Origin of the sequence: Salinivibrio sp. VGrn1 (assembly GCF_009377995.1) — a bacterium.
GTDB lineage: Bacteria > Pseudomonadota > Gammaproteobacteria > Enterobacterales > Vibrionaceae > Salinivibrio > Salinivibrio siamensis.
On record NZ_SATA01000002.1, the window covers coordinates 317,181 to 343,574 of the forward strand.

The 26,394-nt window shown below is 49.2% G+C and carries 21 protein-coding genes; 8 read left to right on the forward strand and 13 right to left on the reverse strand.

Annotated features, from left to right (window positions below; all coding sequences use genetic code 11):
- Positions 1 to 228, reverse strand: a complete 228-nt coding sequence (locus tag EHW56_RS04470; protein ID WP_069360975.1) for a DUF2798 domain-containing protein — start codon at positions 226 to 228, stop codon at positions 1 to 3.
- A gap of 244 nt (positions 229 to 472) precedes the next feature.
- Positions 473 to 1,720 carry an aromatic amino acid transport family protein gene (locus tag EHW56_RS04475; protein ID WP_172969908.1) on the reverse strand — a complete coding sequence of 416 codons (1,248 nt, stop codon included), beginning with the start codon at positions 1,718 to 1,720 and terminating at the stop codon, positions 473 to 475.
- Positions 1,721 to 2,145: 425 nt separating this feature from the next.
- Between EHW56_RS04475 and rihA the strand changes: the two genes are divergently transcribed.
- Entirely contained in the window at positions 2,146 to 3,081 is a 936-nt protein-coding gene (gene rihA, locus EHW56_RS04480) for a pyrimidine-specific ribonucleoside hydrolase RihA (RefSeq protein ID WP_046076034.1), read from the forward strand.
- 86 nt (positions 3,082 to 3,167) lie between these two features.
- Here the strand turns inward: rihA and EHW56_RS04485 are convergent, their stop codons facing one another.
- The 5 genes from EHW56_RS04485 to EHW56_RS04505 form a co-directional block, all read right to left on the reverse strand.
- Positions 3,168 to 4,751, reverse strand: coding sequence for a S8 family peptidase (locus EHW56_RS04485; protein ID WP_152794267.1), 1,584 nt, complete (start codon positions 4,749 to 4,751; stop codon positions 3,168 to 3,170).
- 371 nt (positions 4,752 to 5,122) lie between these two features.
- The gene (locus tag EHW56_RS04490; RefSeq protein WP_077638362.1) at positions 5,123 to 5,626 is read right to left on the reverse strand and encodes a hypothetical protein; all 504 of its coding nucleotides are present in this window, start codon (positions 5,624 to 5,626) and stop codon (positions 5,123 to 5,125) included.
- 129 nt (positions 5,627 to 5,755) lie between these two features.
- Positions 5,756 to 6,094, reverse strand: coding sequence for a hypothetical protein (locus EHW56_RS04495; protein WP_152794269.1), 339 nt, complete (start codon positions 6,092 to 6,094; stop codon positions 5,756 to 5,758).
- 11 nt (positions 6,095 to 6,105) lie between these two features.
- Positions 6,106 to 7,425 carry an NAD(P)/FAD-dependent oxidoreductase gene (locus EHW56_RS04500; protein ID WP_152794271.1) on the reverse strand — a complete coding sequence of 440 codons (1,320 nt, stop codon included), beginning with the start codon at positions 7,423 to 7,425 and terminating at the stop codon, positions 6,106 to 6,108.
- A 109-nt stretch (positions 7,426 to 7,534) separates the two neighbouring features.
- Positions 7,535 to 8,971, reverse strand: a complete 1,437-nt coding sequence (locus EHW56_RS04505) for a coniferyl aldehyde dehydrogenase (RefSeq protein WP_152794273.1) — start codon at positions 8,969 to 8,971, stop codon at positions 7,535 to 7,537.
- 322 nt (positions 8,972 to 9,293) lie between these two features.
- Between EHW56_RS04505 and EHW56_RS04510 the strand changes: the two genes are divergently transcribed.
- Positions 9,294 to 10,289, forward strand: coding sequence for a chemotaxis protein CheV (locus tag EHW56_RS04510; protein ID WP_152794277.1), 996 nt, complete (start codon positions 9,294 to 9,296; stop codon positions 10,287 to 10,289).
- A 95-nt stretch (positions 10,290 to 10,384) separates the two neighbouring features.
- On the opposite strand, the gene EHW56_RS04515 is transcribed toward EHW56_RS04510, so the two are convergent.
- Positions 10,385 to 11,767 carry a sodium:alanine symporter family protein gene (locus tag EHW56_RS04515; protein ID WP_216644444.1) on the reverse strand — a complete coding sequence of 461 codons (1,383 nt, stop codon included), beginning with the start codon at positions 11,765 to 11,767 and terminating at the stop codon, positions 10,385 to 10,387.
- Between the two features lie 405 nt (positions 11,768 to 12,172).
- On the opposite strand from EHW56_RS04515, the gene EHW56_RS04520 reads away from it, so the two are divergent.
- Positions 12,173 to 13,153, forward strand: a complete 981-nt coding sequence (locus tag EHW56_RS04520; protein ID WP_077666079.1) for a rhodanese-related sulfurtransferase — start codon at positions 12,173 to 12,175, stop codon at positions 13,151 to 13,153.
- A gap of 121 nt (positions 13,154 to 13,274) precedes the next feature.
- Complete coding sequence (locus EHW56_RS04525) at positions 13,275 to 14,927, forward strand: diacylglycerol kinase family protein (RefSeq protein WP_152798754.1); 1,653 nt, start codon at positions 13,275 to 13,277, stop codon at positions 14,925 to 14,927.
- Here EHW56_RS04525 and EHW56_RS04530 read toward each other — a convergent pair.
- On the reverse strand, positions 14,906 to 16,300 hold the full coding sequence (locus tag EHW56_RS04530) for a sigma-54 dependent transcriptional regulator (RefSeq protein WP_216644445.1): 1,395 nt from the start codon (positions 16,298 to 16,300) through the stop codon (positions 14,906 to 14,908). The genes EHW56_RS04525 and EHW56_RS04530 overlap by 22 nt on opposite strands.
- A gap of 236 nt (positions 16,301 to 16,536) precedes the next feature.
- Between EHW56_RS04530 and EHW56_RS04535 the strand changes: the two genes are divergently transcribed.
- The 3 genes from EHW56_RS04535 (at position 16,537) to EHW56_RS04545 (ending at position 18,445) form a co-directional block, all read left to right on the forward strand.
- Positions 16,537 to 17,115 carry a BON domain-containing protein gene (locus tag EHW56_RS04535; protein ID WP_046075680.1) on the forward strand — a complete coding sequence of 193 codons (579 nt, stop codon included), beginning with the start codon at positions 16,537 to 16,539 and terminating at the stop codon, positions 17,113 to 17,115.
- A gap of 81 nt (positions 17,116 to 17,196) precedes the next feature.
- Complete coding sequence (locus EHW56_RS04540) at positions 17,197 to 17,478, forward strand: hypothetical protein (RefSeq protein WP_046075679.1); 282 nt, start codon at positions 17,197 to 17,199, stop codon at positions 17,476 to 17,478.
- Between the two features lie 115 nt (positions 17,479 to 17,593).
- Complete coding sequence (locus EHW56_RS04545; protein WP_046075678.1) at positions 17,594 to 18,445, forward strand: DMT family transporter; 852 nt, start codon at positions 17,594 to 17,596, stop codon at positions 18,443 to 18,445.
- An 84-nt stretch (positions 18,446 to 18,529) separates the two neighbouring features.
- Here EHW56_RS04545 and glpD read toward each other — a convergent pair whose 3' ends face one another.
- The 4 genes from glpD to EHW56_RS04565 all read right to left on the reverse strand — a co-directional run bounded on the left by glpD (position 18,530) and on the right by EHW56_RS04565 (position 23,874).
- The gene (gene glpD / locus EHW56_RS04550; RefSeq protein WP_152798756.1) at positions 18,530 to 20,071 is read right to left on the reverse strand and encodes a glycerol-3-phosphate dehydrogenase; all 1,542 of its coding nucleotides are present in this window, start codon (positions 20,069 to 20,071) and stop codon (positions 18,530 to 18,532) included.
- Positions 20,072 to 20,377: 306 nt separating this feature from the next.
- The gene (gene glpK, locus EHW56_RS04555) at positions 20,378 to 21,901 is read right to left on the reverse strand and encodes a glycerol kinase GlpK (protein ID WP_077578463.1); all 1,524 of its coding nucleotides are present in this window, start codon (positions 21,899 to 21,901) and stop codon (positions 20,378 to 20,380) included.
- A 129-nt stretch (positions 21,902 to 22,030) separates the two neighbouring features.
- A complete protein-coding gene (locus EHW56_RS04560) occupies positions 22,031 to 22,894 on the reverse strand; it encodes an MIP/aquaporin family protein (protein WP_046075675.1) in 864 nt (287 codons plus the stop codon).
- A gap of 281 nt (positions 22,895 to 23,175) precedes the next feature.
- Positions 23,176 to 23,874 (reverse strand): riboflavin synthase subunit alpha, encoded by a 699-nt coding sequence (locus EHW56_RS04565; protein ID WP_152798758.1) that lies wholly within the window; start codon positions 23,872 to 23,874, stop codon positions 23,176 to 23,178.
- 150 nt (positions 23,875 to 24,024) lie between these two features.
- On the opposite strand from EHW56_RS04565, the gene EHW56_RS04570 reads away from it, so the two are divergent.
- The gene (locus tag EHW56_RS04570) at positions 24,025 to 26,199 is read left to right on the forward strand and encodes a TonB-dependent receptor domain-containing protein (RefSeq protein WP_152798760.1); all 2,175 of its coding nucleotides are present in this window, start codon (positions 24,025 to 24,027) and stop codon (positions 26,197 to 26,199) included.
- Positions 26,200 to 26,394 lie beyond the last annotated feature (195 nt).

Sequence of the window (26,394 nt, forward strand, 5' to 3'; positions counted from 1 at the left end):
TTAATCGCGACTGCATAACCACTGCGCTAAACGCTGTACGTGCTTTGACGAGAGAAAAATAATGGTGAATGCGATCGGCCAAGCGACGATAAAAGCCTCAACCCAACGCCAAACAAACCCATCACTTAACCCAGTATTCACAGCCGTAATTACCGCTGTCATCAATGTCACCATTAACACTGACATTAAAAAAGGCGCAACAATAGGAAAAAATCGTTTAGGCAGCATAGCGACCTTTACATAAGAAAAAACTAATATTTAGACTTTAGCGATACAAAAGAAAAATAGCAAGTACTGTTAGTGGTCTCTTAGTACATTATTGAGGGAGAGTTTAAGGGAGGGTTGTCAGTCACTCTCCATAAAATTCAGTAGTAACGACTCACCATATTGAGGCCTTGCTCACGTTTTTTATTTGCGCTTAGAGGCCTAAAAGCGCCCATTGGACGCTTTTAACAGGTTATAAGGGTGTTCACTAGCCTATCAAGTTATAGAGCAACGCTGAAATCGCCAGCATACCTGTCACAAAGATAAAGTAAGTACCCGCTTTGCCGCGATACTGCGCCAGCGCTTTGACTTTGTAGGCCGCAACCGTTGGCATAATAAATAAGATCATCGCAATCACAGGCCCAGACAATGCGCCCATCATATCGAGGATACTGGGGTTAATCACCGCACACCACCAAATAGCAAAAAACATCACCACCACGCCGAGCTTATCGGCCTTTTTATAAGTGAGTTTGCTATGTTTGGTGACCAGGCCGTTCAGACTTTCGCGTGCACCGAGGAAATGCCCCAAGAACGATGATGTGATAGCAATAAAGGCGACCAAAGGCCCTAAGGTGCCAATAAATGGATTTTGGGTGACATTAGCAAGGTATGAGAGCACAGACACATTTTGCGCCTTCGCTTCCGCCATTTGTGCCGGGGTGAGCGTCAACACGCACGAGAAAACAAACAGGAGTACAAAGGTAACTAACATCACGCCCGCGCGTTTAAGAATTTGCTCTGACTTGCCTTGGGCATCATCACCATAGTGACGGCGCTGAATGTTGGCAAAGCTAGAAATCGCCGCCGCATGGCTGAACGAGAAAATCACCACTGGCACGGCGAGCCATAGATTCATGCCCAGTTCTCCCATCCCGGGCATAGCGAGGTTCGGTGCTTGCCATGATGGTATTAGGTAAAAAGACAAAAACGCCAAGATAGCAACCAGCGGATAAACCATCGCCGCAAATGCACGCAGCATCAGGCGCTCGCCCCCCATCATGATCGCAATCATACCTGCGACTAGCACACCAGACAGCATGACACGGTTTGGCGACGCCCACCCGAGTTGATTAACCAAAAAGCTATCAACTGTATTAGTCAGCCCAACGCCATATATCAACAAAATGGGGAAAATAGAAAGAAAATACAGCACGGAGATCAAACGGCCTGCATGGCTGCCGAAGTGTTCGGCAACCACATCGGTGAAATCGGCATCTTTGTGGCGAGACGACAACACAAAGCGCGCTAAGCCTCGGTGAGCCATAAACGTCATCGGAAACGCCAGTACGGCCATAATCATGAGTGGCCAAAAGCCCCCCATCCCGAGATTAATGGGAAGGAACAGGATCCCGGCCCCCACCGCTGTACCGAACAAGCTGAGTGCCCAATGGGTATCATGTTGGGTCCAGCGGTGCGATACACTTTTTGAGGAGATATCTATAGTCTGGTTCACGTCAAACTCTCTTAGTTATAATATTTTGTGCGGTTGCATAGTAGCGAGTTCAACTTAAAGTATCACATAAATGTAATAGATATATGTCCTAATTGTTTTGTTAAATACTTGTCATATAATCTAGGTTAAAATCTAAAAAGCAGTTTATAACTCTATTAAAACCCTAAACTTCCAACATAAACCTCCAAATTACCAAGCAAAGACAGATTGATTGAATTGTTTGCAAAATAATGCAACAACCACATTTTCGTTCGCAACATGTTGACAATGTGTAACAACTCATCTCTCAGTTTTTGATGATAAATTATTCACCTGTTACATTTCGATCGCGTGAGCAATTAGCGAGGACGATCACACGCTGCAAGTAGCAAGGCGTTTATCCTGTGCTGACCGACGTGTTCTCCAACTCCGCGATAGGCCAGCTTATGCGTGAACCCATTATTATCGACTGCGATCCCGGCCATGACGATGCCATTGCACTGGTGATGGCTTGTGCACTCCCCCAGCTTGATATCAAAGCAGTCACCACCAGTGCCGGAAATCAAACCCCAGATAAAACCCTTTACAACGCCAGACGCATTTTGACTTTGTTGCAACAAACACACATCCCTATCGCGGGTGGCGCACATAAACCACTCACCCGTGAGCTCATTATTGCTGATAATGTTCACGGTGAGTCGGGCTTGGATGGTCCTGCGCTGCCAGAGCCCACGATGGACGCCCATCCTGATAATGCCGTTAACCTAATGGCCAGTGTACTTCAAGACGCTGACCAGCCTATTACCTTGGTCGCGACTGGCCCTTTAACCAACGTGGCTTTACTCCTGGCCGCCTACCCGGATTTAACCAACCGGATTAAGCAGATTGTGCTGATGGGAGGCGGTGTGACCTTGGGCAATTGGACACCAGCAGCCGAGTTTAATATTTATGTCGACCCAGAAGCCGCTGATCGCGTGTTTCGCGCTGGGATCCCAATCACCATGTTTGGATTAGATGTTACCCACCAAGCGTTAGTCAAAGATGAAGATGTGGCTTCCATCCGTGGCATCGATAATCCCGTGGCACAGACAGTTGCGGGTTGGCTTGATTTCTTTATGCGCTATCACCGCGATCCCAAGTGGCGCCTAGACGGCTCACCGCTGCACGATCCCTGCACCATCGCGTGGCTGGTGATGCCTGAGCTCTTCGAGTGTGAATCACTATGGGTGGGTGTCGAGACACAAGGGACGTTAACCACTGGAATGACGGTCGTCGACCGCTATCACGTCACGGGCAATCTCGCCAATACCGAGGTGGCAATGGCCGTCGATCGAAAGGGCTTTATCAACTTGCTATACGATTGCTTGCGCCAATACCACTAAAAAGCGCGGCTTTGTGCCGCGCTTTATCGTCATCTTGGGTCATAAAACGGTTTCGGTCATAACGCGACCGCCTTAGCGACAGTGCATTAGTATCGCGCTGTCACACTGACACCGTTAAAAGCAGTGTAACCATTAAGCATCACGTGATAGCGACCGTTTTGTGTGCTTTGTACCGTACACACTTCACTATTGCCGTAGTTGTATGGACGGCAGTCCCAGCTATTTAAAGTTGGTTTCGCCCCATAGCGTACGTACAAATCTGCATCGCCTGAGCCCCCGCTGATATTGACCGTTAGACGTTGCCCCGCGTCAACATCAACGTAAAAGAATCGCTGCGTACCTTGTGCCCCAGAAATACCCGTGACTGGCTGGCCATTTTTGAGCTCATTTTTTGGCCCTGGCGTTGGGTCACAATCAGGCTCACAACTGCTATCCGCTTGGCTATAGAGCAGTTTGTTAACCGAACCACGAGGATCACTGATTTTATTTACGCTAGCACGGTTGCTAATTAAGCTCTCGACTTGTGCTGGCGATAGGCTATTGTTTTCTTGTAAATACAAGGCCGCAACACCGGCAACATGAGGTGTCGCCATTGACGTGCCACTGATGGTGCGATAACCACCGTCATACCAGGCAGATTTGATTTGCGAGCCTGGTGCAAATACATCAAGACAGCTGCCCCAGTTGGAGAAACTTGATCGGCTATCGCTGCTTGTTGTTGAGCCCACGGTGACGCCACTTGGCTCACGGGCCGGCGAGCTGTTACACGCATCGGCATTGGAATTGCCAGCCGCCAGCATAAAGCTCACACCCGATTGCACCGCACTGGCAACCGCACGATCCAGTGCTGTAGACACACCACCACCTAAGCTCATGTTTGCCACCGATGGTCCACTGGCATTGGCAGCCACCCAATCAACCCCGCCAATCACACCGGACGTTGAGCCCGAACCACTACAGCTCAGCACTCTCACCCCAACAATGTCGACATTTTTAGCGACGCCATATTGGCTACCACCGATAGTGCCGGCCACATGGGTGCCGTGACCGTTACAGTCTGACGCGTCATTATCGTTATCAACAAAGTCATAGCCAGAGCGAGCACGACCACCAAACTCTACGTGTGACGTTGTCACACCTGTATCAATGACGTACGCCGTCACACCTGTGCCATCAAAATTGGTACTGTAATTGTTATCCAAAGGCAGGTTACGTTGGTCAATGCGATCCAACCCCCAAACTGGATTACTCTGGTTGGCGTTTGGGGTGATTACCGGGTCCAAGGAAATCGTCTTATCTTGCTCGATAAAGTCCACTTGCTCGTCCATACGCAACGCGCGCAGTTGCTCTGGCGTCAATTTGGCTACAAAGCCACTCAGCGAGCGATCAAACACTTTCTCAACTTTAACCGCGTGTTGGTTAACCATGCTTGAAACGGTTTGCTGAGTGAAGGTTTGTAGCGCTTGTGGATCGTCGCTGAGCGTCATCGGTTGTTTGAATACCACAATGTATTGGTCTTCAATCCCCTGCTTGTCTGACGCGACAACGAGTGGCGCTAGCGTTTGCTGCTGAGAGATCGCTTGTTTACCCTCTTCCTGTTTTGCGAGCGCTGCAGACGATGCAGCGACTAATGCTGATGCAATACAGCAGCTAAGTACATGCTTTAACATATTGTATTCCTTACAATGGTTAAACGTATCAAAAATTAATTGCCTACAAATAACAACAAGCACGTTTATAAAGCTATGCATCAACAGCACTTTTTTCCGCAGAGAAAATCGCTTTATTTGTCCAACCTACCAGCATTATTTACTACTACATCAGCAGCATCACTTTTAACTTTTTGTTTACAAAGTGTTTATGTAGGCCATCCGTGAGCACTTAACACTTTTTTACTAAAAATGATTGATGAACAATTCTTTGATGCTGCTCACAGCTAAAATGAAAGTGAATTAACACATGCAGTTAGAGAGTGAGATTGATTGGCATAAAAAAGCCAGTGACAGAGCACTGGCCGGTAAGATACTCGGTGTTCAACCTATTAACTTGGCTGCTCATGCACCAACACGCCGCCTTCAAGCGCCCCAACTAATACATTCGGAACGTCGGCTTCATCAGAGGTAACAGCAATACGCGTGCCCGGCCCAATCGCTGAGATAGGGGCTGCCATCATCAAAGAGCCACGCTCCCCTTCATCAACAAGCTTCCACGATGGCGCGGCTGCCGCATGATCATTGGCATATAGCCGACACTTGTTTCTGTCAGGTTCAATTAAACAGTCCAGGCCATACTCAATGTCGTCATAAAAAAACGACCACTGATAATAACCCGCATTGACGCTGCAAGGGGTTTTGATAAAACTCAACGCCTCTGCGTTATCTTGGGTTAAGGTAATAAAGCGCTGTGCATCTGGCACCATCGCTAAATACCCCAGTGATTTGCCATTGGCATCGGTGACCGCGAGCTTTACCTCTTGCTCAACCATCGCGCGCTCATGATCGCCAATGTCTGGCAACATGGAATCGGGTTGTACTGAAAACGCCATTGTGTCGCTCCTTTGGTTGCTTCGCACCACTTTTAACAGTTATGTAACAACCAAAGATATAGATCAATTTTTCGGAAAAGTTTAGTGATTTAATTGGACAATATGTTGATGAACCGCTCGATACGATCATCATGCCCGTTGGTCGAACAACGACGCTGATTGTGGCTTCAAAACGATCGCTGCTAAGATCGTAGTGTATAGTGTCGCACCTATCGCAACCATGATTAACATCACCCAGTCTGCGGCACCATTAAGCATCGCAAGTGAGGAGCCCGTTAACGGTGGCGCTGATAGAGCACAGACAAGGCCGACTACAATACTGAACACAAAAGCGCGCTTGGCGCTGCGCAAAGAAAAGCGACGAAAAATCACTAACGACACTACAGGCAAACCCACTAAAAATAATAACCATCCCCAGTAAGGAGCGGCTGAGTACAGTAGTACGGTAAAAATTGCGTCAAGAGTCATGTCCGCCTCCATTAAATTTTTCCATCCAACATCGCTTGATAGGCTGGTAACAACATTTGTTCTTTCATTACCCAAGCCATCCACGTTTCTTCTGTTGGACTAATAAACGGGAAAGAAGGGAGTAATTTGCCACCGTAACCGAACTCAGCCAGAATCGCTTTGCCGAACCCAGTGATCAATGGGCAAGAGGTATATCCATTGAACTCAGCCTCTAAAGGCTTGTCGTTCAGATAACTTAAGAGGTTTGCCTCAACGATGGGAACTTGTTTTTTTACACTTGCAGCCGTTTTCGATAGCGGAATACCGGTCACATCACCAATGCCAAATACATTGGGGAAAGTGGGATGTTGTAGCGTATATTGGTCTGCCGCCATCCATTCGCCCTTATGAGGACCTTGATTCCAAACCAGATCACTATGCTTGATCACATCGGGCGCACTCATTGGAGGCACGACGTGGATATAATCATACGCTTCGACTAGTGTCTTTCCCGTTGCGGTGAGTGAGAAGCGTGCTTTTTTGTTGGTCGGATCGATGCCAATCAACGTTTTCTGATCAGCAATGTCTACCCCTTGGTCACCAAAGCGCGCCATGACAAAGTCGTTATAAACGGGAATCGAAAACAATCGATCTTTAAACGGCGTGGCGAAGCTCACATCAAATGCATGACGCCGGCCAGTTTGCTCAAGACGGGCGAGAGAGGTAAAGGTCATTTTAAGTGGCGCACCTGCGCACTTGATGGGAGTTTCAGCAAGCGTAAATATAGCTTTGCCCTCGCCTTTATTCATAAACTGTTTAAACGCCGTATCCGTTGCCAGTGCACCTTCTGGCCCCGGATAAACACTACCAATACCATGCTGACCGATAAGACGTTCATCCATTCCCTCAATGTGGGTGTAATTAAGTTGGGTGCCCATGGCAACAACGAGTACGTCATAGCTGAGCGTCGTTCCATTCTCAAGTACAACTTTTTGTTGTTCAGGTAAAAACGCACTGGCATTTTGTTCATGCCAGGTTATGCCGGGAGGCAGCCATTGCTCTGTAGTTGATAAGACTTGAGACGCTTTCCATAATCCAGATGCCACCAAAGTTTGTCCAGGCTGATACAGGTGACGCTGACGTGCACCCACTAATACTATCTGATCAGCGGAAAGGTGTTGCACAAGGCGATTAGCCAACGAGATACCGGCAGCGCCATTCCCGACAATAACGACCTTGGCGCGCGTCTGAGCGCGTGAGGGTAAGCTTGCCGGCATCAAGCTTATCGCGCCTGCGCCTGCCAGTAGTTTTAAAAATCGGCGTCGTTCTAGATTCGAATTTTGATACGACATGACCACCCTCACTAATTAAGATATCACTTAATTAGTAGTTTCGAATCAAAATAAGCGCAACATCATTAGATAGCTTTTGTGGCTTTATTCACAATTCAATCAAGAGTCATTACCACATTAACCACCAGCGCATTAAGCGTTTGTACCAGCGGTTGTACGGGGGTTTGACTAAAAAGCTGGTGTCCCATTTATCACGGGTGAGGACGGTTTTACGGTGGCTAAAAGTATAAAAGCCTTCAATGCCGTGGTAATGCCCCATGCCGGAGTCACCAATGCCGCCAAAAGGCGCATCTTCGGCAGCGACATGGAACAAGGTTTCATTAATCCCCATACCGCCAGCGTGAAGCTGCGTGGTGACCTGCGCGCGTATCTCAGCGTCATTGCTCATCAAATACAAAGCGAGCGGTCGCGGGCGCGCCTGAATATAACGCAATGCCTCAGAGATATCTTGATAGGTAACCACAGGCAGGAGCGGGCCAAAAATCTCTTCTTGCATCACCCGCATATCATCGGTGACTTGGGTCAGTAGCTGAGTTGGCCAGCGTCGTTTTTCCGCAGTTGGCACGGTTTGCTGGTCGAGCGCACACCAGCGACGCGCACCCTTATCGAGCGCATCTTGGAGCGTTTCTTCTAGCCGCATCGCTTGGGGTTGATTAACGATCTGGCTGTAATCTTGATTGGCCTCAAAGTGAGGATACATAGCACGAAATGCACGTTGATAGGCGTGTATAAAGGCTTCTTGCCGATGTTCAGGGCAAAGCACATAGTCGGGGGCAACACATATCTGCCCAGCATTTAAGCACTTCCCGTAAATGAGCCGAGAGACAGCCACGTCCATATCAATTTGATCATCAATGATCACCGGCGATTTACCCCCCAGTTCGAGGGTCACCGGGGTCAAATTATCGGCCGCCGCCAGCATGACTTGACGTCCGACCTGGGTTGAGCCGGTGAAAAAGAGATGGTCGAACTCTAACTCGGTAAAGCGGCGCGACACTTCAACTTCACCTTCAACCACGGCCACTTCGTTTGGGCTAAACACCTCAGCGATTAACGCGCGTAATACCTGGTTGGTGTTGGGCGTGAACTCCGAAAGCTTAAGCATTACCCGATTGCCTGCTGCCAACGCGCAAATCAGGGGACTCACTGCCAGCATAATCGGAAAGTTCCAAGGCACAATGATCCCAACCACGCCTTTTGGCTGAGGGTGCACGGCCAATTTGGTGCCTAGCAGAGTAATACCAGGACGCCGTTTTTGCGGCTTCATCCATCGCTTTAATCGGCGACGGGTGTAATCAATTTGGTGCAGCAAAGGCAAGATGTCGGCAATTTCAGTATCAACGGGCGCACGGTAGCCGTAATCGTCGCTAAGGGCTTGTTGTAACGCAGACGATTTTTGCTTGATGGCCTGACGCAAGCGCAGAAGCGCGTCGCGACGATGGCTGTACTCTAAAAAAGGATACTGAGACACCTGTTCTTTTTGCGCGTCGAATGTCTCTCGCATCTCTTTAACCGTTTCCAACCACTGTGAGCCTGACTCTGTCATCCTTGCCTCCTCTGCCGATACAAGATCGCGATACACCACTTCTTCATTGATGACATAGTCTTACTAACAACGCAACTTGGTATGCTTTACATCGTTGTACTGGGAATAGCGACCAAGGCATGCGCTCCCCATCTCGACTTTGACATGTTAAAGCCTTGTATCTTCATGCTTATTATTCATCAGTTTTTAGCGCGATAGCCCACAGAAAAGCAGCTCGATTATCGAGTAAAGATTGTCGCTTTGTTGATCTCAGGCTTATACTGGATCAAACTCAGTTTAACGCCAGCTTGATTCGCTGATATCGAAAGGAAATGTGGTAGGCATGAACGACGAGCCAACAAAAAACGAAATACTGACGGAAAGTGGTACGAATGAGCTAGAAATCATTGAGTTTCACTTAATCAAGCAACTTCCTGACGGCAGTACCAAAACCTGCTATTACGGTATCAACGTTGCCAAGGTTCGCGAAGTTATCCAAGTTCCGGAAACCACTGACTATCCAAACGCCCAAGCGCACATGATTGGGGTGTTTTCGTCACGCGACAAGCTAACGCCACTGATTGATCTCGCAGGCTGGTTAGGCGTCCCGACGCGTCCAGAGAAAGACAATAAGTTTGTGATTGTCACCGACTTTAACAACATGACTAATGGGTTTTTGATTGACAGTATTAGTCGTATCCATCGTATTTCCTGGGAAGCGGTTGAGTCCCCGAGCCAATTTTTAGAAGCAGGCGAGCAAGATTGTGTGGTCGCCGTTGTCCGCAAAGACAACAACCTGATTATGATCCTGGATTTTGAGAAAATCATTGCCGATATTAACCCTGAGTTGAGTATGGAAAAATACGATGTCACTCAGGACAGAAACGTCAACATTTCCGAATCCAGCGCGAAAAAACGCGAAGCAAAAACGATTTTAGTGGTGGACGATTCCGCCTTCATCCGTAGCTTGATTGAGAACACGCTACGCTCAGCTGGCTTTAACATTATATCGGCCAAAGATGGTGGCGAGGCCTTTGACAAACTCACCGAATTCGAACGCATTTCCAAAGAAGAAGGTGTGTCGATCAATGAGTTTGTGGATGCGATTGTGTCAGACGTAGAGATGCCACGTATGGACGGTATGCACTTAGTCAAACGCCTCAGAGAGATGGATACCTATAAAACCATGCCTATTATCATGTTCTCGTCGATCATGAGCGAGGATAACCGCGCTAAGGCTCTGCAATTGGGCGCCAATGATACCATCACCAAACCCGAAATCGGTCGCATGGTTAGCCTAGCTGATACCTATGTATTCGGCGCACCACTTGATGATTAATCAACGATAAAGGCCAACATAGTGAACAAAACAAAGGCTGCACATTGGCAGCCTTTGTTCGTTTTAGCGTGACAACAAAGTTGTCAGTCAAGCCATTAACTGTTGGTTACCTGTGAGCGATGGCTTTCACGGTAACGGTGACTGGCAAAATACGTTTTCGCCGCTTGGTTTACCTTAGGCGCCAGCAACAGCGCTGAAACCATGGTGGGCACTGCCATCAGCCCATACGCCCCAATGAGGAATAAGAACACCACATCCAGCGATAATACCGCCCCCAGCACCACAAGCGATAAGTATAGGTACTTATAATACTGACCCGCCTGCTCGCCAAATAGATACACAAAGCATTTATAGCCGTAATACCAAAATGTAAATACCGTGGTGAAAGACAAAACTAACACCTGTGCCGCCAATAACCACGCTCCTGGCGCGCCAAAGGCCGCTTTGAATGCCGCCATGGTCAGACTAACACCTTGCATGCCCTCGGCTTGATCAAGCACACCGGTCACCAAGATCACTAGCGCAGTGCAACTACAGACAATTAAGGTATCAATGATAGGACCTAGGCTAGCGACCAATCCTTCTCGGACTGGCTCATTGGTTTTTGCCGCGCTGTGTGCCATGACCTCGGTGCCAATCCCGGCTTCATTAGAGAAAGCACCACGACTCACCCCCACAATAATCACACTGATCAGGCCACCGAACATCGCATCCGGTGAAAAAGCACTGGCGAAAATCGACTGAAACACGCCAGGCACGCGCTCGGCATTAAGTGCCAAGGCGGCGATCGCCATCACCATATAGCTGCCCGCCATCAAAGGCACTAGCGCACCAGCAACATCAGCCACACGCTGCAAACCACCCCAGATCACCATACCGACGAAGACCGCCAGTACAATGCCCAGTGCCCAAGAGAACGCACTACTCTCTAGCCAAGCGATCCCCGGAAATAGCTGAGTTTGCACCACGGCACCAAGCTGGTTAATTTGGAAAGACGGCACAAATCCCATCAAGCCTGCAATGGCAAACATCACCGCTAACCATTTAAATTTTGGCCCTAAACCGTGCCGAACCGTATACATGGGGCCACCGTGGACATTGCCGTTCGCATCTTTGTGACGATACATGACCCCCAATGTACAGGTATAAAACTTGGTTGAGACTCCTAATAATGCCGTTAACCACATCCAAAACACCGCACCGGGTCCACCTGCGCTGAGCGCCAGTGCCACGCCGGCAATATTACCAAGGCCCAAAGTGCCGGAGAGAGCGGCGGCGAGCGCCTTGCGATGAGATAAATCACCATGGCCACTGCCATCGTCCACCTTACCGGTTAACAGCTTGATACTGTGTGCCATATACCGAAACGGCGTGAGTTTGCCATAAAGGGTAAAGAAAACCCCGCCACCAACCAATAAGATCAGCATCGGCTTACCCCAGATAAACCCGACAAATGCGTTAATCCATTCTTCAATCATGTTTTGCATCCTTTCTTGATGCTTGGCTAATTACTTTGCTTACTAGACCACTGTCTAGCCGATGCACGCCAACTAACAAAATAATTAGACCATAAAGCAATAAAACCATTCTGGCGTGACTAAAAACCTATTCAAACTAAGTCCAAACACGCTTTCAGGCGATAGAAACTCCGTTCATACGTGATGTTGATCTCATAAAAACCAGACGTTATTGAATAACTAACAATACAATTTGATTTGAACACAAAGTAGAGTGCATCGCCTTCGTCGCTATCAGAGCGCTCGATATTTAACCTTACTTTTATCCGGTGTTTTGCGTCAGTAGCATTCGCTATACTCCGCGCTCACGTATACATACACCACCCATGCACTGGATTTACGCTCCAGCCAGCAAGAGGAAACAAGATGTCTAAATATGTCATTTGTGCCTTATATAAATTTGTCACACTCGACGACTACCAGTCTTTGCAAGCACCATTGCTTGAAGTAATGGAAGCCAACCAAATAGGCGGCACGCTCCTTCTCGCCCAGGAAGGCATAAATGGCACAGTAGCAGCGACAAGAGAAAATATGGATGCGCTGTTTGCGTGGTTTAGAAATGACCCACGCCTAGCGGATATTGACTATAAAGAGTCGTTCGAAGACAGCCAGCCATTTAGTCGCACCAAGGTAAAACTCAAAAAAGAAATTGTGACCATGGGGGTTGAAGGCATCGATCCGCGCCAAAGCGTGGGCACTTATGTCAAACCAACAGAGTGGAATCAATTAATCAGCGATCCAGATGTGTTAGTGATCGATACGCGTAATGATTACGAAATCGAGATTGGTACCTTTGAACGAGCCGTTAATCCGCATACAGATAGCTTCCGTGAATTCCCAGACTATGTTGAACAGCAGCTTGACCCTAGCACGCACAAAAAAGTCGCCATGTTTTGTACCGGCGGGATCCGCTGTGAAAAATCGACCGCTTTTTTGAAAGAGAAAGGCTTTGATGAGGTGTATCACCTAGAAGGCGGGATCCTTAAGTACCTCGAAGAAGTGCCTGAGAGTGAAAGCTTGTGGAACGGAGAGTGTTATGTCTTCGACAGCCGTGTTGCCGTTAATCACGATTTGGAGCGAGGGTCTTACGCAATGTGTAATGCCTGTCGCCTTCCCATCACGCAAGCGGACATGGAAAGCGAACACTATGAGCAAGGCGTCTCTTGCCCTAAATGCATCGACAAACACACCGACGCCCAAAAAGCAGCGTTTCGAGAGCGAGAGTACCAAGTCCGTCTCGCACGAGAACGTGGTGAACAGCACGTTGGCGGTGAGGCGAGAAAGATCATTGAACAACGTCGCGCAATGAAAAAATTCCGGCGCCAACGTCAAAATCAAGATAAATAATAATACAAAAACGGCACGCCAGACGTGCCGTTTTTTATGATATTGGGCAGGGCTAACGTATAGTAAAAGCTGGATTGTTTTACCGATGGCGTCTGTGCTGAATAAAAAGGAGTGAATAAGCGTGTTTATAGGTCCCTTTTATAGCTTGGTCGCCGCGTGTTTATTCACGATCAGCTGGTGGATACCTAACGTCCTTCTTACCTTGCTTTTCTCATGGTGTGCGGCAGCATTTTTCGCCGTTAGTATCGCTTATTGGCGCAATCAGCCTCGCCTTTTTCGCAAACGCCAATCCGGGCAGTTGCCTCGCATCAGCCAGTGGGTGTTTGCGCCATTTTTTACCTTTACCCACCTGTACAATCGTTGGGCAAGAAAACGCGATGTTGCACCGCCCGTCCAGCAAGTCGCCCCTGGGCTCTATGTCGGTGCCCGCCTGACCTACAAAGACATCCCCGATCTGCAAACGCAAGGTATTGATGGGATATTAGATGTTACCGCTGAATTCGAGAGCGTCGACCGTTTCACACAATCACAGGCTGTCGCCTATCTCTCGGTGCCCGTATTGGATCATGCCTATCCCTCGCGTAGCCAACTGATGCGCGCGTTACAATGGCTACATCAACAGCGACAAGCGGGACACAAGGTGGTGGTGCATTGTGCACTAGGACGCGGGAGGTCCGTGATGGTTGTTGCCGCCTATCTTTGGGCACTTTCTCCCCACCATTCGCTCGAGGATGTGCTTGGTGACATCAAAATGGTACGCCCCAAAGCACACTTGAACCAACGCCAGCGCCGCGCTTTAGTGCGTTTTCAGCAAAGCGGTGCGTTGCGGTTGGCGCGTCCCATTGCCTGGATCATTGCTAACCCTGCTGCAGGTGGAAAGAAATGGCGTAAGCACCGCGACTATATTCAGGCCTATTTAGGTGACGGGTATCGGTTAGTCGTCCATCAGACACGCCATAATCGTCGTAGTTATCAACTCGCTTGCCGCGCTGTTTCACAACAGGCTGATGTGGTGATCGCCGCCGGTGGAGACGGCACTGTGAACGCCGTTGCGCGAGCACTGATTAACACCGCAATCCCTTTAGGCGTATTACCGCTTGGCACCGCAAACGCCTTATGCCATGCATTGTGGGGGATAAAGACCAAATTTTTAAATATTGATGCCGCTTGCGATGTAATTTTAGATGGGACGCCACGAACCATCGACACCGCACGCTGTAACGGCAAAGTGGCGTTGCTAGTCGTGGGCGTTGGCTTTGAACAACAAATGATTCGCCACGCCGCTCGGGAGCAGAAAAATCAATTAGGCCAGTGGGCGTATTTGCAGGGTCTACTCGGGGCTGCCAGTCAAAATCAAGCCATCGATCTCACCGTTAAATTCGATCACCAAGCGCCTCAATTGATCCGCACAACCAGTATGGTGGTCGCCAATGCAGCACCAATGACAACCTTATTAGCCCAAGGGCAAGGCCAACCAAATTATGCCGACGGCAAACTCGATGTCACTTGGCTCACCGCGAGTTCTACCAAAACAGATACCGCGTTGTCTCTCATGGAATTAGCATTCGCGAGCCTGTTTGAAACACGATTAGGCCGCTTTACTCACTATCAACAAGTCACACGCGTCTCGATACGTGCTACATCAGTCATTGACTATGTCATTGACGGCGAGCTTTATCGCGACCGAAAACTGACGATTGACGCGCAGCCTCAATCACTCGCGATCCTGTCTCCGCCTCTTCCTGATGCCGCTCAATCAGACGATAATGCATGATATTGCTGGAGTTTGTTGTATAAGGTTTTAGGGCTGATCCCAAGCGCCTTAGCCGTACGCTGACGGTTTCCTTGACAGCGCGCGAGTGTTTGTAAAATCGCTGCTTTTTCGAGTTCATCAAGTCTGATTCCCTCTGGCAGCGAAAGCGCCTCAACCGCTGTTGACGGATCATCAGCCATCACGTTAGCGGGTAGGTCCGTGACTTCAATGCACCCATTACTCAATAGAAAGCCATGCTCAATAGCATGTTTGAGTTCACGTACATTCCCTGGCCAGTGGTAGTGCTGGACGTGCTCGAGCGCGTTATCGCTAATGCTCACGGTTGTCTGATGATTAAAATTCAATTCAGCGAGGAAATGCGTGGTCAGTGCATGAATGTCATCTCCTCGCGCCCTTAATGGCGGAACCGTCACCACAAATTGTGCCAAGCGATAATAAATATCCTCACGCAGCTTACCTTGCTGAATCGCCTCTTGCGCGTCGCGATTGGTGGCGGCCAAAAGACGCACATTCGCTTTTTGATTGCGTGTCGAACCAACTGGGCGGTATTCCCCTGACTCCAGCACCCTCAATAATTTCACTTGCAGCGACTGGGGCATTTCCGTTATTTCATCGAGAAACACCGTTCCCCCTTCGGCTTGGTAAAAAATCCCTTGGTGATCTTGATGCGCGCCAGTGAACGCCCCTTTGACATGACCAAACAACTCACTTTCGATCAGTTCTGGGCTCAGCGCCCCACAGTTGACCGCCATAAAAGGGGCATCCCCCCCTTGGCTTCGCCTCTCCATCCCGTCTATGTCAGTCGGTCGACCCAAGCCATGGAGTGTTTTTGCGACATGCTCCTTGCCCACCCCACTCTCACCGATGATAAACACATTCGCTTTCGTTGGACCTAGTCGTTGAAGCTGGCGGTACAGGGCCAGCATCGGGCTTGATGAGCCCAATAAATAACCGTATTGATCTGCCTGGCTAGTAATAACGGGGGTACCCTGTGATTGCCCACGATCCTCACCGCGCATCTGATCAATAACGAGATGCTGGAAGGCCTGCTTATCGATAGGACGACGAAATACCGTCGCAGCCATGTCTTGGGCGTGGTGATTCCAAGCAGGAAAGGGCGCGCCATCAGTCAATAACACCCATTGCGTGTGGGTGATACGCGTCATGATGGCGAGCAGCTCATCGATATCGCCATCCTTGGTGTCAACATCTAATACGACCCAGTCAGGGTCATCAACCTGACACGCTTCTAACAGTGCGGCTAACGTATCAAACCACACCACGTTCGTCGCTCGCGCGTTAAGCGCCACCTTTAGCATCTGACGCAAAGAGGCATCTGACGACTGAGGTAAATAAGCGAACAAGCAAGACATATACATCGCATTCCTTCCAAGCGTTTTCTTGTTCTAGACTGCCATATCCAACCCCAGTTATTAAGTAATAATTGCCAACACTTAGGAAAAAGTTACCTAAAAGGAAAAACCATCAAATCATCAACCACTAGATAAGCTGTTGATATTTAGATTTTTTAAGAATTGGCATAGATTTCGCTTTTGGGAGCTTAGCAGCGCCACAACGTTGCTCACACTCATTGAAAAAGGAGGATTTAATGAAGACGACTCCGCAAGGTCGATTTCATCCTTTATTTGTATCATTAGGGTTAGCGCTTGCGCTTGGCGCTTCTTCTGTCTCTGCGGCGAGCAGCGCCAATGACTGGCAAGATGAAGCCAAAGACGCTTGGATTGATGGCAAAGCCGAGTCCATGCTGATGGTGAACACTAACCTCAATAACTTTGATATCAACACAGATGTTGAGCAAGGCGTGGTCATTCTAACCGGGAAAGTCGATACCGAGCTTGATAAAAGCTTGGCCAGTGGCTTAGTTCGTCAGATTGATGGCGTGAGTGAGATAAAAAACGAGCTCACTGTGTCGCAACCTGCGAGCCAGTCAGCCGACCTAGGCCAAGCCGTCGTTGACACCAAAGTCAGCGCGGCGCTTAAAACAAGCTTGTTGCTGAATCCCGATATTAGTGGAACCAATATTGATGTATCCGTTAACGATGGCGTCGCAACCCTATCAGGCGAAGTGAAAAGTGATGCCGCGCGCGATCTTGCCGTATTAATGGCAGAGAACGCGCAGGACGTTGAACGAGTCATTGATGAACTCGACGTCGAAGGCAATGCCTAAATAATAAGGCGTTTCGCCACTGCGTTTCGCCACTGATTAATCGCCTGTACGTAGACTTAGGCCCTTTTAACAGGAGGTATTATGCAACGCCAAGAGATGATAGATAAGTTACATAATCGCTTGCAAGACTGGAATCAAGAAATTGATAAACTCGAAGAAAAAGCGAATGTTGCTTCGGCAAATGCAAAAGCAGAGTACCGAGAGTCAATTGAGCATTTGCGCGCAAGAAAAGAGCAAGCGAAAACACGCATTAATGAGCTGCAGCATGCCAGTGACGATGCTTGGGACGACATTAAACAAGGCGCCGAACAGGCACTGACGTCTCTCAAAGATGCCTACGACTCAGCTAAACAAAAATTCTAGCGAATACGATAGGATTGAGACAATTCGCTCCAAAATCTTTGCCGCTCTCATCGGAGCGGCTTTTTTTTGCCTCTATGTTAAGGTAATAGCTCTATTTTACTGAAAAGGAGGGGTTATGCAGGCTCGTGCGCTTTTTGTTGCGATATTGAGTGTTTTTGGTGCCATGTGCGCCATTCAATTTGGCGCATCCTTTGCCAAGCAGCTTTTCCCTCTGGTGGGCCCTATTGGGACCACTGCCCTGCGTGTCGGCTTTTCTGCCCTCATTTTGTGGCTCGTCTTTCGCCCTTGGCGTCAGTGGCCACGCGCGCGACATTGGCGAGCGATAACGGTATATGGTGGCTGTCTTGGTGGCATGATGATGCTGCTTTATTTGTCTATCGAGACTATTCCGTTAGGAATTGCCGTCGCACTTGAGTTTACCGGTCCTTTATTGGTGGCTTTAATCTCTATTCGTCGCGCCAGAGACAGTCTTTGGATCGTGCTCGCCGTTGGCGGTGTTATTACTCTCCTCCCCGATTTGTCAGGCGTGGATGCCTTGGATCCAAAAGGAGTGGCTTACGCATTAGCGGCGGGCGGCTGCTGGGCTGGCTATATTCTATTTGGACAAAAGGCTGGAAATTTAGCGCCAGGCGGCGGGACGGTTGCTCTGGGGATGAGCGTTGCTGCCCTTTATCTCGTACCAGCGGGCTATATTGCGACTGATGGTGCGATTTTTCAATGGCAATTGATACCCTTGGGGATCGCTGTCGCCCTTGTCTCCAGTGCTATTCCTTATTCTCTGGAGATGATAGCGTTACGCAACATGCCCAAACAAACCTTCAGTGTGATGATGAGTTTAGAGCCTGCTGTTGCCGCCATGGCTGGGCTACTCGTGCTCGATGAACAACTGGCCCTGCGTCAATGGCTCGCGATTGGCATGGTGATCAGCGCATCACTCGGCAGCACGTTATCGGCCAAACGGCGTTAAAAGACAGTCGATCGAAAAGAGCGCCGACCATCGGCGCTCTTTTTTGTCATCCCATCGTGTTAGCAACACGGGCTTACTTGAGTGCTAGCTTGCCTCGCTTAATGGCAGTGCGTGTACTTTAACGCGCTGCTGCTCGATGTATTGGCTAATCGCATCAGCCTGTTCTTCAGTCAGATACAAACCTAATTTGGTGCGACGCCATAAGGCATCTTCCGCATGCTGAACAAACTCATATTGCACCAGATAGTTAATTTCCACCTGGTAAACCCCATCAGCAAACCGATGACCCATATCCGCTTCACTGTGACAACCTCTCATCAGTTGATGTGTGCGGGTACCGTAGGTATCGACAAATCGCTGCGCCGTACTATGGCTTAACCACGGATAACGTTGTTTAATCGACAGGGCGAGCTCATCCCGTGTGCAGCTGAAATCACCACCGGGAAGCGCACCGTTAGCCGTCCAAGGCTGACCCATCTTGTCAAAGAATGGCTCGAGTTTGCGCATCGCAGACTCCGCCAGCTTACGATAAGTCGTGAGCTTACCGCCAAAGATGGAAACCAACGGCGCTTGATTGCCTTTTTGTTCCAACTCTATGGTGTAGTCGCGTGTCATCGCCTGTGGCGAGTCCGATTCATCATCACACAATGGTCGCACGCCACTGTAGCTCCAAACGACATCCTGTGGCTGAATTTGGTGAGTAAAGTGCTGATTGACGACATCAACTAAGTAATCAATCTCAGCCTCGTCAATTTTTGCTTCTCGGGGATCGGCTTTGTGCTCCACATCCGTGGTACCAATCAATGAGAACTTGTCGAGATATGGGATCACGAAGACGATACGGCCATCATTATTCTGCAGAATATACGCTTGTGGGTCTTGATGAATACGTGGCACAACAATATGAGAGCCTTTGATCATTTTGATCCCACGCGGCGATTCTTCGTGGAGACTGTCATCGTAGAATTGCTTCACCCAAGGGCCAGTCGCGTTCACCAATGCCTTGGCTTTGCGCTCAAAGCGCTCACCGGTATGTGCGTCCTCTAGCGTCACTCGCCATATGGTGTTTTCACGCTCTGCCGCGACCACTTGGCAGTAATTGCGCACCTCTCCCCCTTTTTCACGCGTATATTGCGCATTGAGTAAGGTTAAGCGCGCATCATCCACCCAAGCATCTGAGTACTCAAACCCGACTTTCATGTCTTTGTTCATGTAGCCAGTTTTACGCAAATCAACCTTGTGGCTGCTCGGTAATGTTGAGCGCTTACCGAGGTGGTCATATAAAAATAGGCCACAACGGATCATCCAGGCTGGGCGCAGATACGAGCGATGCGGCAAACGGAAACGCATCGGAAACGCAATATGGGGCGCCTTGTTGATCAGTACCTCACGTTCGGCCAGTGCTTCCGAGACCAAACGGAACTCATAATGCTCGAGATAGCGCAATCCACCATGAATAAGCTTCGAGCTCGCGGATGAAGTGGCCGATGCGAAATCTTTGGCATCGTACAGACCCACATTGAGTCCACGACCCGCCGCATCAGCAGCGATACCGGCACCATTAATCCCGCCCCCAACCACGAGGATGTCGAGAAGTGCGTCTTGATGAGAATTATGCGTAGTCATTTTTAGCCGACCTTGTTCAAATATGAGCGAACGAACATTAACTGATGGGTGTAACTGTATATCAACTTTCGTTTTCGGTCACTATATATGTTCGAAAAATTATTATTGACTGTGACAAGTGTAGAAGAAGTGTTAAGAAAAAGGCGTTCATGTGAACTAAAAAACCGTCTGGCGAGTAGTCCTATGCCTTTATAGGCGGAGAAAAAACGCAGTAAAAGAGAGGAACACGAACAATCGGCCGGCGACAGGGCAATATGAAAAAAGGCGCGAAAACGCGCCTTTCATTATAAAAGAGTGATATCAGGCTTACACATCTTCTTCTTCATTATGCAGCTCAGCCCACGCTTGTGCGCATTTTACTGCTCGCTTCCAACCACGATAGCGGCGATTGCGTTTTTCTTCGTCTCGATGTGGTTCAAAGCTTCGGTCCAGTTTGGCTTTATCTTTTAGCTCATCCAGGCCATCCCAGAAACCGACCGCCATACCCGCAAGGTACGCCGCGCCTAACGCGGTGACTTCTGTCACTTCCGGACGATGCACGTCGGTGTCGAGCACATCGGCTTGGAACTGCATCAAGAAGTTATTGGCAACGGCGCCGCCATCAACACGTAACGCTTCAAGCTTAATACCTGAATCTGCCTGCATGGCATCCAATACATCACGCGTTTGATATGCAATGCTTTCTAGGGTTGCGCGAATGATATGGTTAGAGTTCACACCACGGGTCAGCCCCACAATGGTACCGCGAGCGTAGGCATCCCAATAGGGTGCTCCCAAACCGGTAAACGCCGGGACAACATACACGCCATTCGATGTATCAACTTTGGTGGCAAAGTATTCAGAGTCATGGGCGTCTTCCACCACTTTTAGCTCGTCACGGAGCCATTGAATTGAGGCACCACCCATAAAGACCGCGCCCTCAAGCGCATAGGACGGTTCGCCCTGCGGGCCACAACCAATGGTAGTCAACAGGCCATGGCTCGATGTCACCTTCTCTTGCCCGGTGTTCATTAGCAAAAAGCAGCCCGTTCCATAGGTGTTTTTCGCTTGGCCGGCTTCAACACACATTTGTCCGAATAGGGCTGCTTGTTGGTCACCCGCAATCCCCGCGATAGGAATACGCGTACCGCCTTTACCACCGATGTTCGTTTGTCCATAGACTTCGGAAGAGCGGCGCACTTCAGGGAGCATTGAAGCAGGGATCCCAAGCTCATCGAGCATTTTTTGATCCCAGCACATATCATTGATATTAAACAGCATGGTGCGTGATGCGTTAGTATAATCAGTCACATGCACACGCCCTTGAGTCATCTTCCATACCAACCAGGTATCCACAGTACCGAATAGCAGTTTACCGGCTTCTGCGTCTTCGCGCGCACCTTCTACGTTGTCCAAGATCCATTTCACCTTGGTGCCAGAGAAGTAAGGGTCAAGGACTAACCCAGTATTATCACGCACATAAGACGCCAATCCACGCTCGCGCAAGTCATGACAGATGTCAGCAGTACGGCGGCATTGCCACACGATGGCATTGTAAACCGGTTTACCGGTTTCTTTGTTCCACACAACCGTGGTTTCACGTTGGTTAGTAATCCCGATCCCAGCAATCTCATCGCTACGAATGCCAGTTTTGCCCAGCACTTCCACCAGCGTTGAGCTTTGGGTGGCATAAATTTCCATTGGATCGTGCTCAACCCAACCTGCTTGCGGATAAATTTGCGTAAACTCGCGCTGAGATACACCGACGATATTGGCATCGTGATCCATAACCACTGCACGTGAGCTGGTGGTGCCTTGGTCGAGAGCAACAATATACTTGTTCGCTGACATAATAGGGTTTCCTTCTATCTCTCTTATTTTAGTCTGTATCGCGACATTTCGCGCCATGTGCTATTGCACATTGCTCAATGTCGCGCATTGCTTTATTTCATGCTGAGCGCCATTGGACACAGTGCTAGGTTAGGCGTTGACTTCTCGCGTCTCCGTTTCAGCCAGCTCATCGTCGTCACATTGGTTAGGGATCGTACAGCCATGTCCTGCTTGGGGGAGATATGGGGCAATCGCTTTCGGATACAGCCAACCGCCAAAGCAGGCACCCAAAATAGGGGCAACAATAGGGACAATGAAGTACGGGATATCACGCGCGCCCGTCAGGGCATAGTCCCATCCAGCGAGGTAAGCAAACAGCTTCGGACCAAAGTCACGCGCTGGATTCATCGCAAACCCGGTCAATGGACCCAAAGAGCCACCAATGACGGCAATAAGAATACCAATTAGCAGCGGATTCATTGGACCACGAGCCGCACCATTGTTTTCATCACCCAGTGCGAGAATACCGAACATCAGTACCGCAGTGATCACAAACTCTACCGCCATGGCGCCCGTAAACGACAAGGCAGGATGCGCATAGGTCGAGAAGATCCCCGCCGTCGACAAGGCCTCAGGGCTACTGCGCAGCATGTTGTTTGCCAGCTCAAACTCGACAAAAAGGTTACTATAAAGGCTATAGACGAGCGCAGCCGAGGCAAACGCGCCAAGCATTTGTGAAATGATGTATGGAACAACTTTACTCTTATCAAAGCCGTGGAACGCGGCGAGTGCAATGGTGACCGCGGGGTTAATGTGCGCGCCGGACACCCCTGCGGTACAGTAAATGGCGATGGCGACACCAAAGCCCCATACAATACTGATTTCCCACTGACCAAAGTCAGCGCCGGTGAGCACTAAAGCGGCCACGCAGCCCACACCAAAAAAAATGAGTAAGCCCGTGCCGATAAACTCGGACACGCACTCTCCTAATAGAGTCGACGATGCCTTTTTCATATGATTATCCTTGTCACTGTTAGTAGGGTTACACGTTCAAAACCACACTATCATTTTGCATAATCACAGCATCTCGAAAACAAACTCACAACAAAAATGAGCGTTCGAGCATAATTTTATGTCTCAATACTGACATTTTTGTTAACCACATCATCATTTGAGCAAGTTCGCGCACAAAGTGAGCAAGTGGAGCTTGGGCAGCTTGGAAGGCAGGCGGGGCGTCGCTCGCCCCGCCTGTTGCGGTATTAGCCGGCTGGAGAGAATGTTTGCTATTTGTTAATTTATGGTTGCTTAGCGATACCGATGGTATCTAGATCAATCCCCTGCTCTTTCGCAAGCGATTCGAGTACGGGAAGTAAAGGACCCAATTGCTCATTGAGCGTCTCGCGCACCGAGTCGACCATGACTTGCGTCTGGCGCTCGATTTCGAGATTCACTTGATCCCCTTCCACCTTTCGCTCGAACGTTGTCATTCGACGTGTTTCAGGAATAAGCCAAACGTCAAACCAGCCTTGGTCTTTGTTCACCTCTGCGATGGTCAAACTCGCACCATTGATGGCAATATAGCCTTTGGAAAAAACATAGCGCATCCATTCAGGCTGTACCGAAAAGCGCAAACGATAATTTTCGTCTTGTACCAGCACATCGGATAAGGTCGCACGGCAATCGACGTGTCCCGATAACGGATGTCCGCCAATTTCAGCGCCATCTTTCGCGGCACGTTCAGCATTCACCGCATCCCCAGCTTTGATGCTGTTTAGTGTCGTAATCGCGAGACTTTGTACCATCACATCGAAGCGAACCAGCGTCTGCTCAAGCTGCGTAGTCACTGTCAAGCACACACCATCGATAGCAACGCTGGCTCCCACCGCTAACCCCTCACAAAAACCATCCGGGAAACGAATATCGAATGTTCGAATACCTTGATGATCGCGGCAAACTTCAATATGTGCCACCGCTTGAATAATTCCGGTAAACATGTGCATATCCTATTGAGCATTTCCCAGTATCATACTGCTTGGCAACAAAAATGACCAATGCATAACTGATAATAAATCTCATTAGCATTGATAGTTACCCAGAGCTGGCGTATAGTGCGCGCTTTTATACGTCAGTGAAGTAGCATCAATATGCCATATCGCTCTCTACGTTTTTCCATTTTGGCAGCCTTTGCCGTTAGTGCCCAAACCGCCAGTGCGACCACAAACTCCTCTTCTAGCCGCATTGAAACTATCGAGATACAAGGTGAGCAATTAAACCACCCTATCACCCTCACCTCACCCGGAAAGTCGACGTTAGAGCTAGACGATATCCAACGTGAACAGGCGCATAATATCGGAGAATTGGTAATGAAGATGCCTGGCGTCTCACTCGACGCTGGCGCACGTCCAGGCAGTGAACGTATCAATGTGTGGGGCTTTTCGCATCCCTCGGCACTGTCTGTTCGGATCGATGGTGCCCCCGTCGGCTTTCAACAGTATCGCTATGGTAGCTTTTTCATCGATCCTCAGTTACTACGATCCGTGCGCGTAGTAAGAGGCGATCATAATGTGCGTGCCAGTGTGGGGGCTTTTGGTGGCAGCTTTATCATGGAAACCAAAGAAGCGGCTGACTTTCTTGACCCTGATTCGTCGATTGGCGCGATGGCTCAAGCCGGCTTCAACAGTGTGAACCAACAATGGAAGCGCAGTGTGACCACTTATGGTGTTTCTGACGCTGGTTGGTCAGCGCTGTTGCACGGCTCTCGACGTGATGCCGATGATATCGAACTGGGCAACGGTGATGTCTTTACGTTCTCTGGCTACCGTCAACACAGTTTGCTGGGTAAGATTCGCTACCAGTCAAACGCGCACAATATGATGCTCAGCCACACCCGCTATGACGACCAAGGGAGAAAGCCGTGGGCGAATCGTCGCGGCACCATGCCTTCAATTAGTGATTACAAAATCAATAAATATGGTAGCTACGAAGCCGCACTATTCGCCACCTCAGTAGATAATCACTATCGCGAATATACCAGTACGTTGAATTATCACTATCAACCGTTTAACGACAATATCGACACCCGTGTCGTGATCGCGCATTCACAAAACCATCGCTATTGGGAGCGCCCAGATAGTACCTATCAGTCTTACATCACATCAGGCCAATACGGCCACCAAGTCTGGTTGTCCTATGAGCGTTGGTTTGCCGAGATCACCAATACCAGTTACCTCGGTGATCACGAAGTCATGATCGGGGCCCAGTATCAAGATCAAGACCGAGACTCGCACGTCTACAACCACACGTATCGTAAAAAGCCATCGAAAAACAACGGCTACTACACACCCAACTTTGAACCATCGGGCGCGCAACAAACAGCCAGCGTGTTTGTACAAGATAAGTACTTTATTACCCCAGATCTCGAACTCACCGCCTCACTTCGCTATAGCCATATTCGATCACAAGGTGTGCCAAACCCAGCGCCTGATTACAACGATCCATCAGTCGGCCATGATTACAGCGCTATCAGCCACCAAGGCTGGGAGCCCCGTGTTGCATTGACTTATGATGTCAGTGCATCAACACAGCTTAAAGCGGCTTATGCCTATGGAATGAAAGCGCCAACCATTGACGAGTTATATACGGTGCAATATGCCAAGGCCTCAAAACGGGCATCTTCAAGTCGCGACCTTTCCGTCACTCGTATCAATGCGTATCTGTTGGGCTTGTCTGATAAACGTCAAAATGTGTTAACTGCAGGCGATCATCTCGCCTCCGAAGTCACATTATTCTGGAATGATATTATTCATGATGTTGCCCAGCGCCGAGGTGTCAATGCAACCAAGCAAAAAGAGGGCTATTACACCAACTTGGACGGGCGCTATACCTACGGTTTCGACGCACAACTGCAATATCGTCTCGGCAAGTGGTCTGCCGATGCGTCTGTCTCTATGGTGCGAGGTAAACACAAAGGTTCGTTGCGCGATAGCACTGGCGACGATGAATACTGGTATGAAAACCCACCACTCAATGCCAAGTTAGGGATTGGACACCAATTGACGGATACCGTCCAACTCGGATGGCAAGGCCAATACTGGGATGAGCAAGACCGTCTTCCAGAGAACTCCTTTTTGTATACGGCAAATGTGGAGAGCGACGCTTACTTCTTCCAAAACCTGTATGGAGAATGGAAACCCAGTGATGATTTCGTGCTTCACGCAGCCATCGTCAATCTTACCGATCAGTATTACACGCCTTATCTGTCTGCCGGTGTGCCAGCCGCTGGCCGAGATATCCGCATTAATGCCACGATGCGTTTTTAACCAATCGGGAGAAGCCCAACTCGCAAAGCCGGACACACGTTCGGCTTTCTCATTACATCGATGCGAGCCAACATTTTCCAACCGGATCAATCACTCATCATTTAGGCTATTGACAGACAAAACGGTTGTCCTGCTGTGAGCTTGCCCATAAAACTTGGATTTCTGCTCACGGGTTAACCCACGTTCTGACTTCAC

What these genes read in the sequence shown, in the direction of transcription:
- EHW56_RS04470 (WP_069360975.1), bottom strand. Translation starts at nt 228, where the DNA reads ATGCTGCCTAAACGATTTTTTCCTATTGTTGCGCCTTTTTTAATGTCA.
- rihA (WP_046076034.1), top strand. Translation starts at nt 2,146, where the DNA reads ATGCGTGAACCCATTATTATCGACTGCGATCCCGGCCATGACGATGCC.
- EHW56_RS04485 (WP_152794267.1), bottom strand. Translation starts at nt 4,751, where the DNA reads ATGTTAAAGCATGTACTTAGCTGCTGTATTGCATCAGCATTAGTCGCT.
- EHW56_RS04490 (WP_077638362.1), bottom strand. Translation starts at nt 5,626, where the DNA reads ATGGCGTTTTCAGTACAACCCGATTCCATGTTGCCAGACATTGGCGAT.
- EHW56_RS04495 (WP_152794269.1), bottom strand. Translation starts at nt 6,094, where the DNA reads ATGACTCTTGACGCAATTTTTACCGTACTACTGTACTCAGCCGCTCCT.
- EHW56_RS04500 (WP_152794271.1), bottom strand. Translation starts at nt 7,425, where the DNA reads ATGTCGTATCAAAATTCGAATCTAGAACGACGCCGATTTTTAAAACTA.
- EHW56_RS04505 (WP_152794273.1), bottom strand. Translation starts at nt 8,971, where the DNA reads ATGACAGAGTCAGGCTCACAGTGGTTGGAAACGGTTAAAGAGATGCGA.
- EHW56_RS04510 (WP_152794277.1), top strand. Translation starts at nt 9,294, where the DNA reads ATGAACGACGAGCCAACAAAAAACGAAATACTGACGGAAAGTGGTACG.
- EHW56_RS04515 (WP_216644444.1), bottom strand. Translation starts at nt 11,767, where the DNA reads ATGATTGAAGAATGGATTAACGCATTTGTCGGGTTTATCTGGGGTAAG.
- EHW56_RS04520 (WP_077666079.1), top strand. Translation starts at nt 12,173, where the DNA reads ATGTCTAAATATGTCATTTGTGCCTTATATAAATTTGTCACACTCGAC.
- EHW56_RS04530 (WP_216644445.1), bottom strand. Translation starts at nt 16,300, where the DNA reads ATGTCTTGCTTGTTCGCTTATTTACCTCAGTCGTCAGATGCCTCTTTG.
- EHW56_RS04535 (WP_046075680.1), top strand. Translation starts at nt 16,537, where the DNA reads ATGAAGACGACTCCGCAAGGTCGATTTCATCCTTTATTTGTATCATTA.
- EHW56_RS04540 (WP_046075679.1), top strand. Translation starts at nt 17,197, where the DNA reads ATGCAACGCCAAGAGATGATAGATAAGTTACATAATCGCTTGCAAGAC.
- EHW56_RS04545 (WP_046075678.1), top strand. Translation starts at nt 17,594, where the DNA reads ATGCAGGCTCGTGCGCTTTTTGTTGCGATATTGAGTGTTTTTGGTGCC.
- glpD (WP_152798756.1), bottom strand. Translation starts at nt 20,071, where the DNA reads ATGACTACGCATAATTCTCATCAAGACGCACTTCTCGACATCCTCGTG.
- glpK (WP_077578463.1), bottom strand. Translation starts at nt 21,901, where the DNA reads ATGTCAGCGAACAAGTATATTGTTGCTCTCGACCAAGGCACCACCAGC.
- EHW56_RS04560 (WP_046075675.1), bottom strand. Translation starts at nt 22,894, where the DNA reads ATGAAAAAGGCATCGTCGACTCTATTAGGAGAGTGCGTGTCCGAGTTT.
- EHW56_RS04565 (WP_152798758.1), bottom strand. Translation starts at nt 23,874, where the DNA reads ATGTTTACCGGAATTATTCAAGCGGTGGCACATATTGAAGTTTGCCGC.
- EHW56_RS04570 (WP_152798760.1), top strand. Translation starts at nt 24,025, where the DNA reads ATGCCATATCGCTCTCTACGTTTTTCCATTTTGGCAGCCTTTGCCGTT.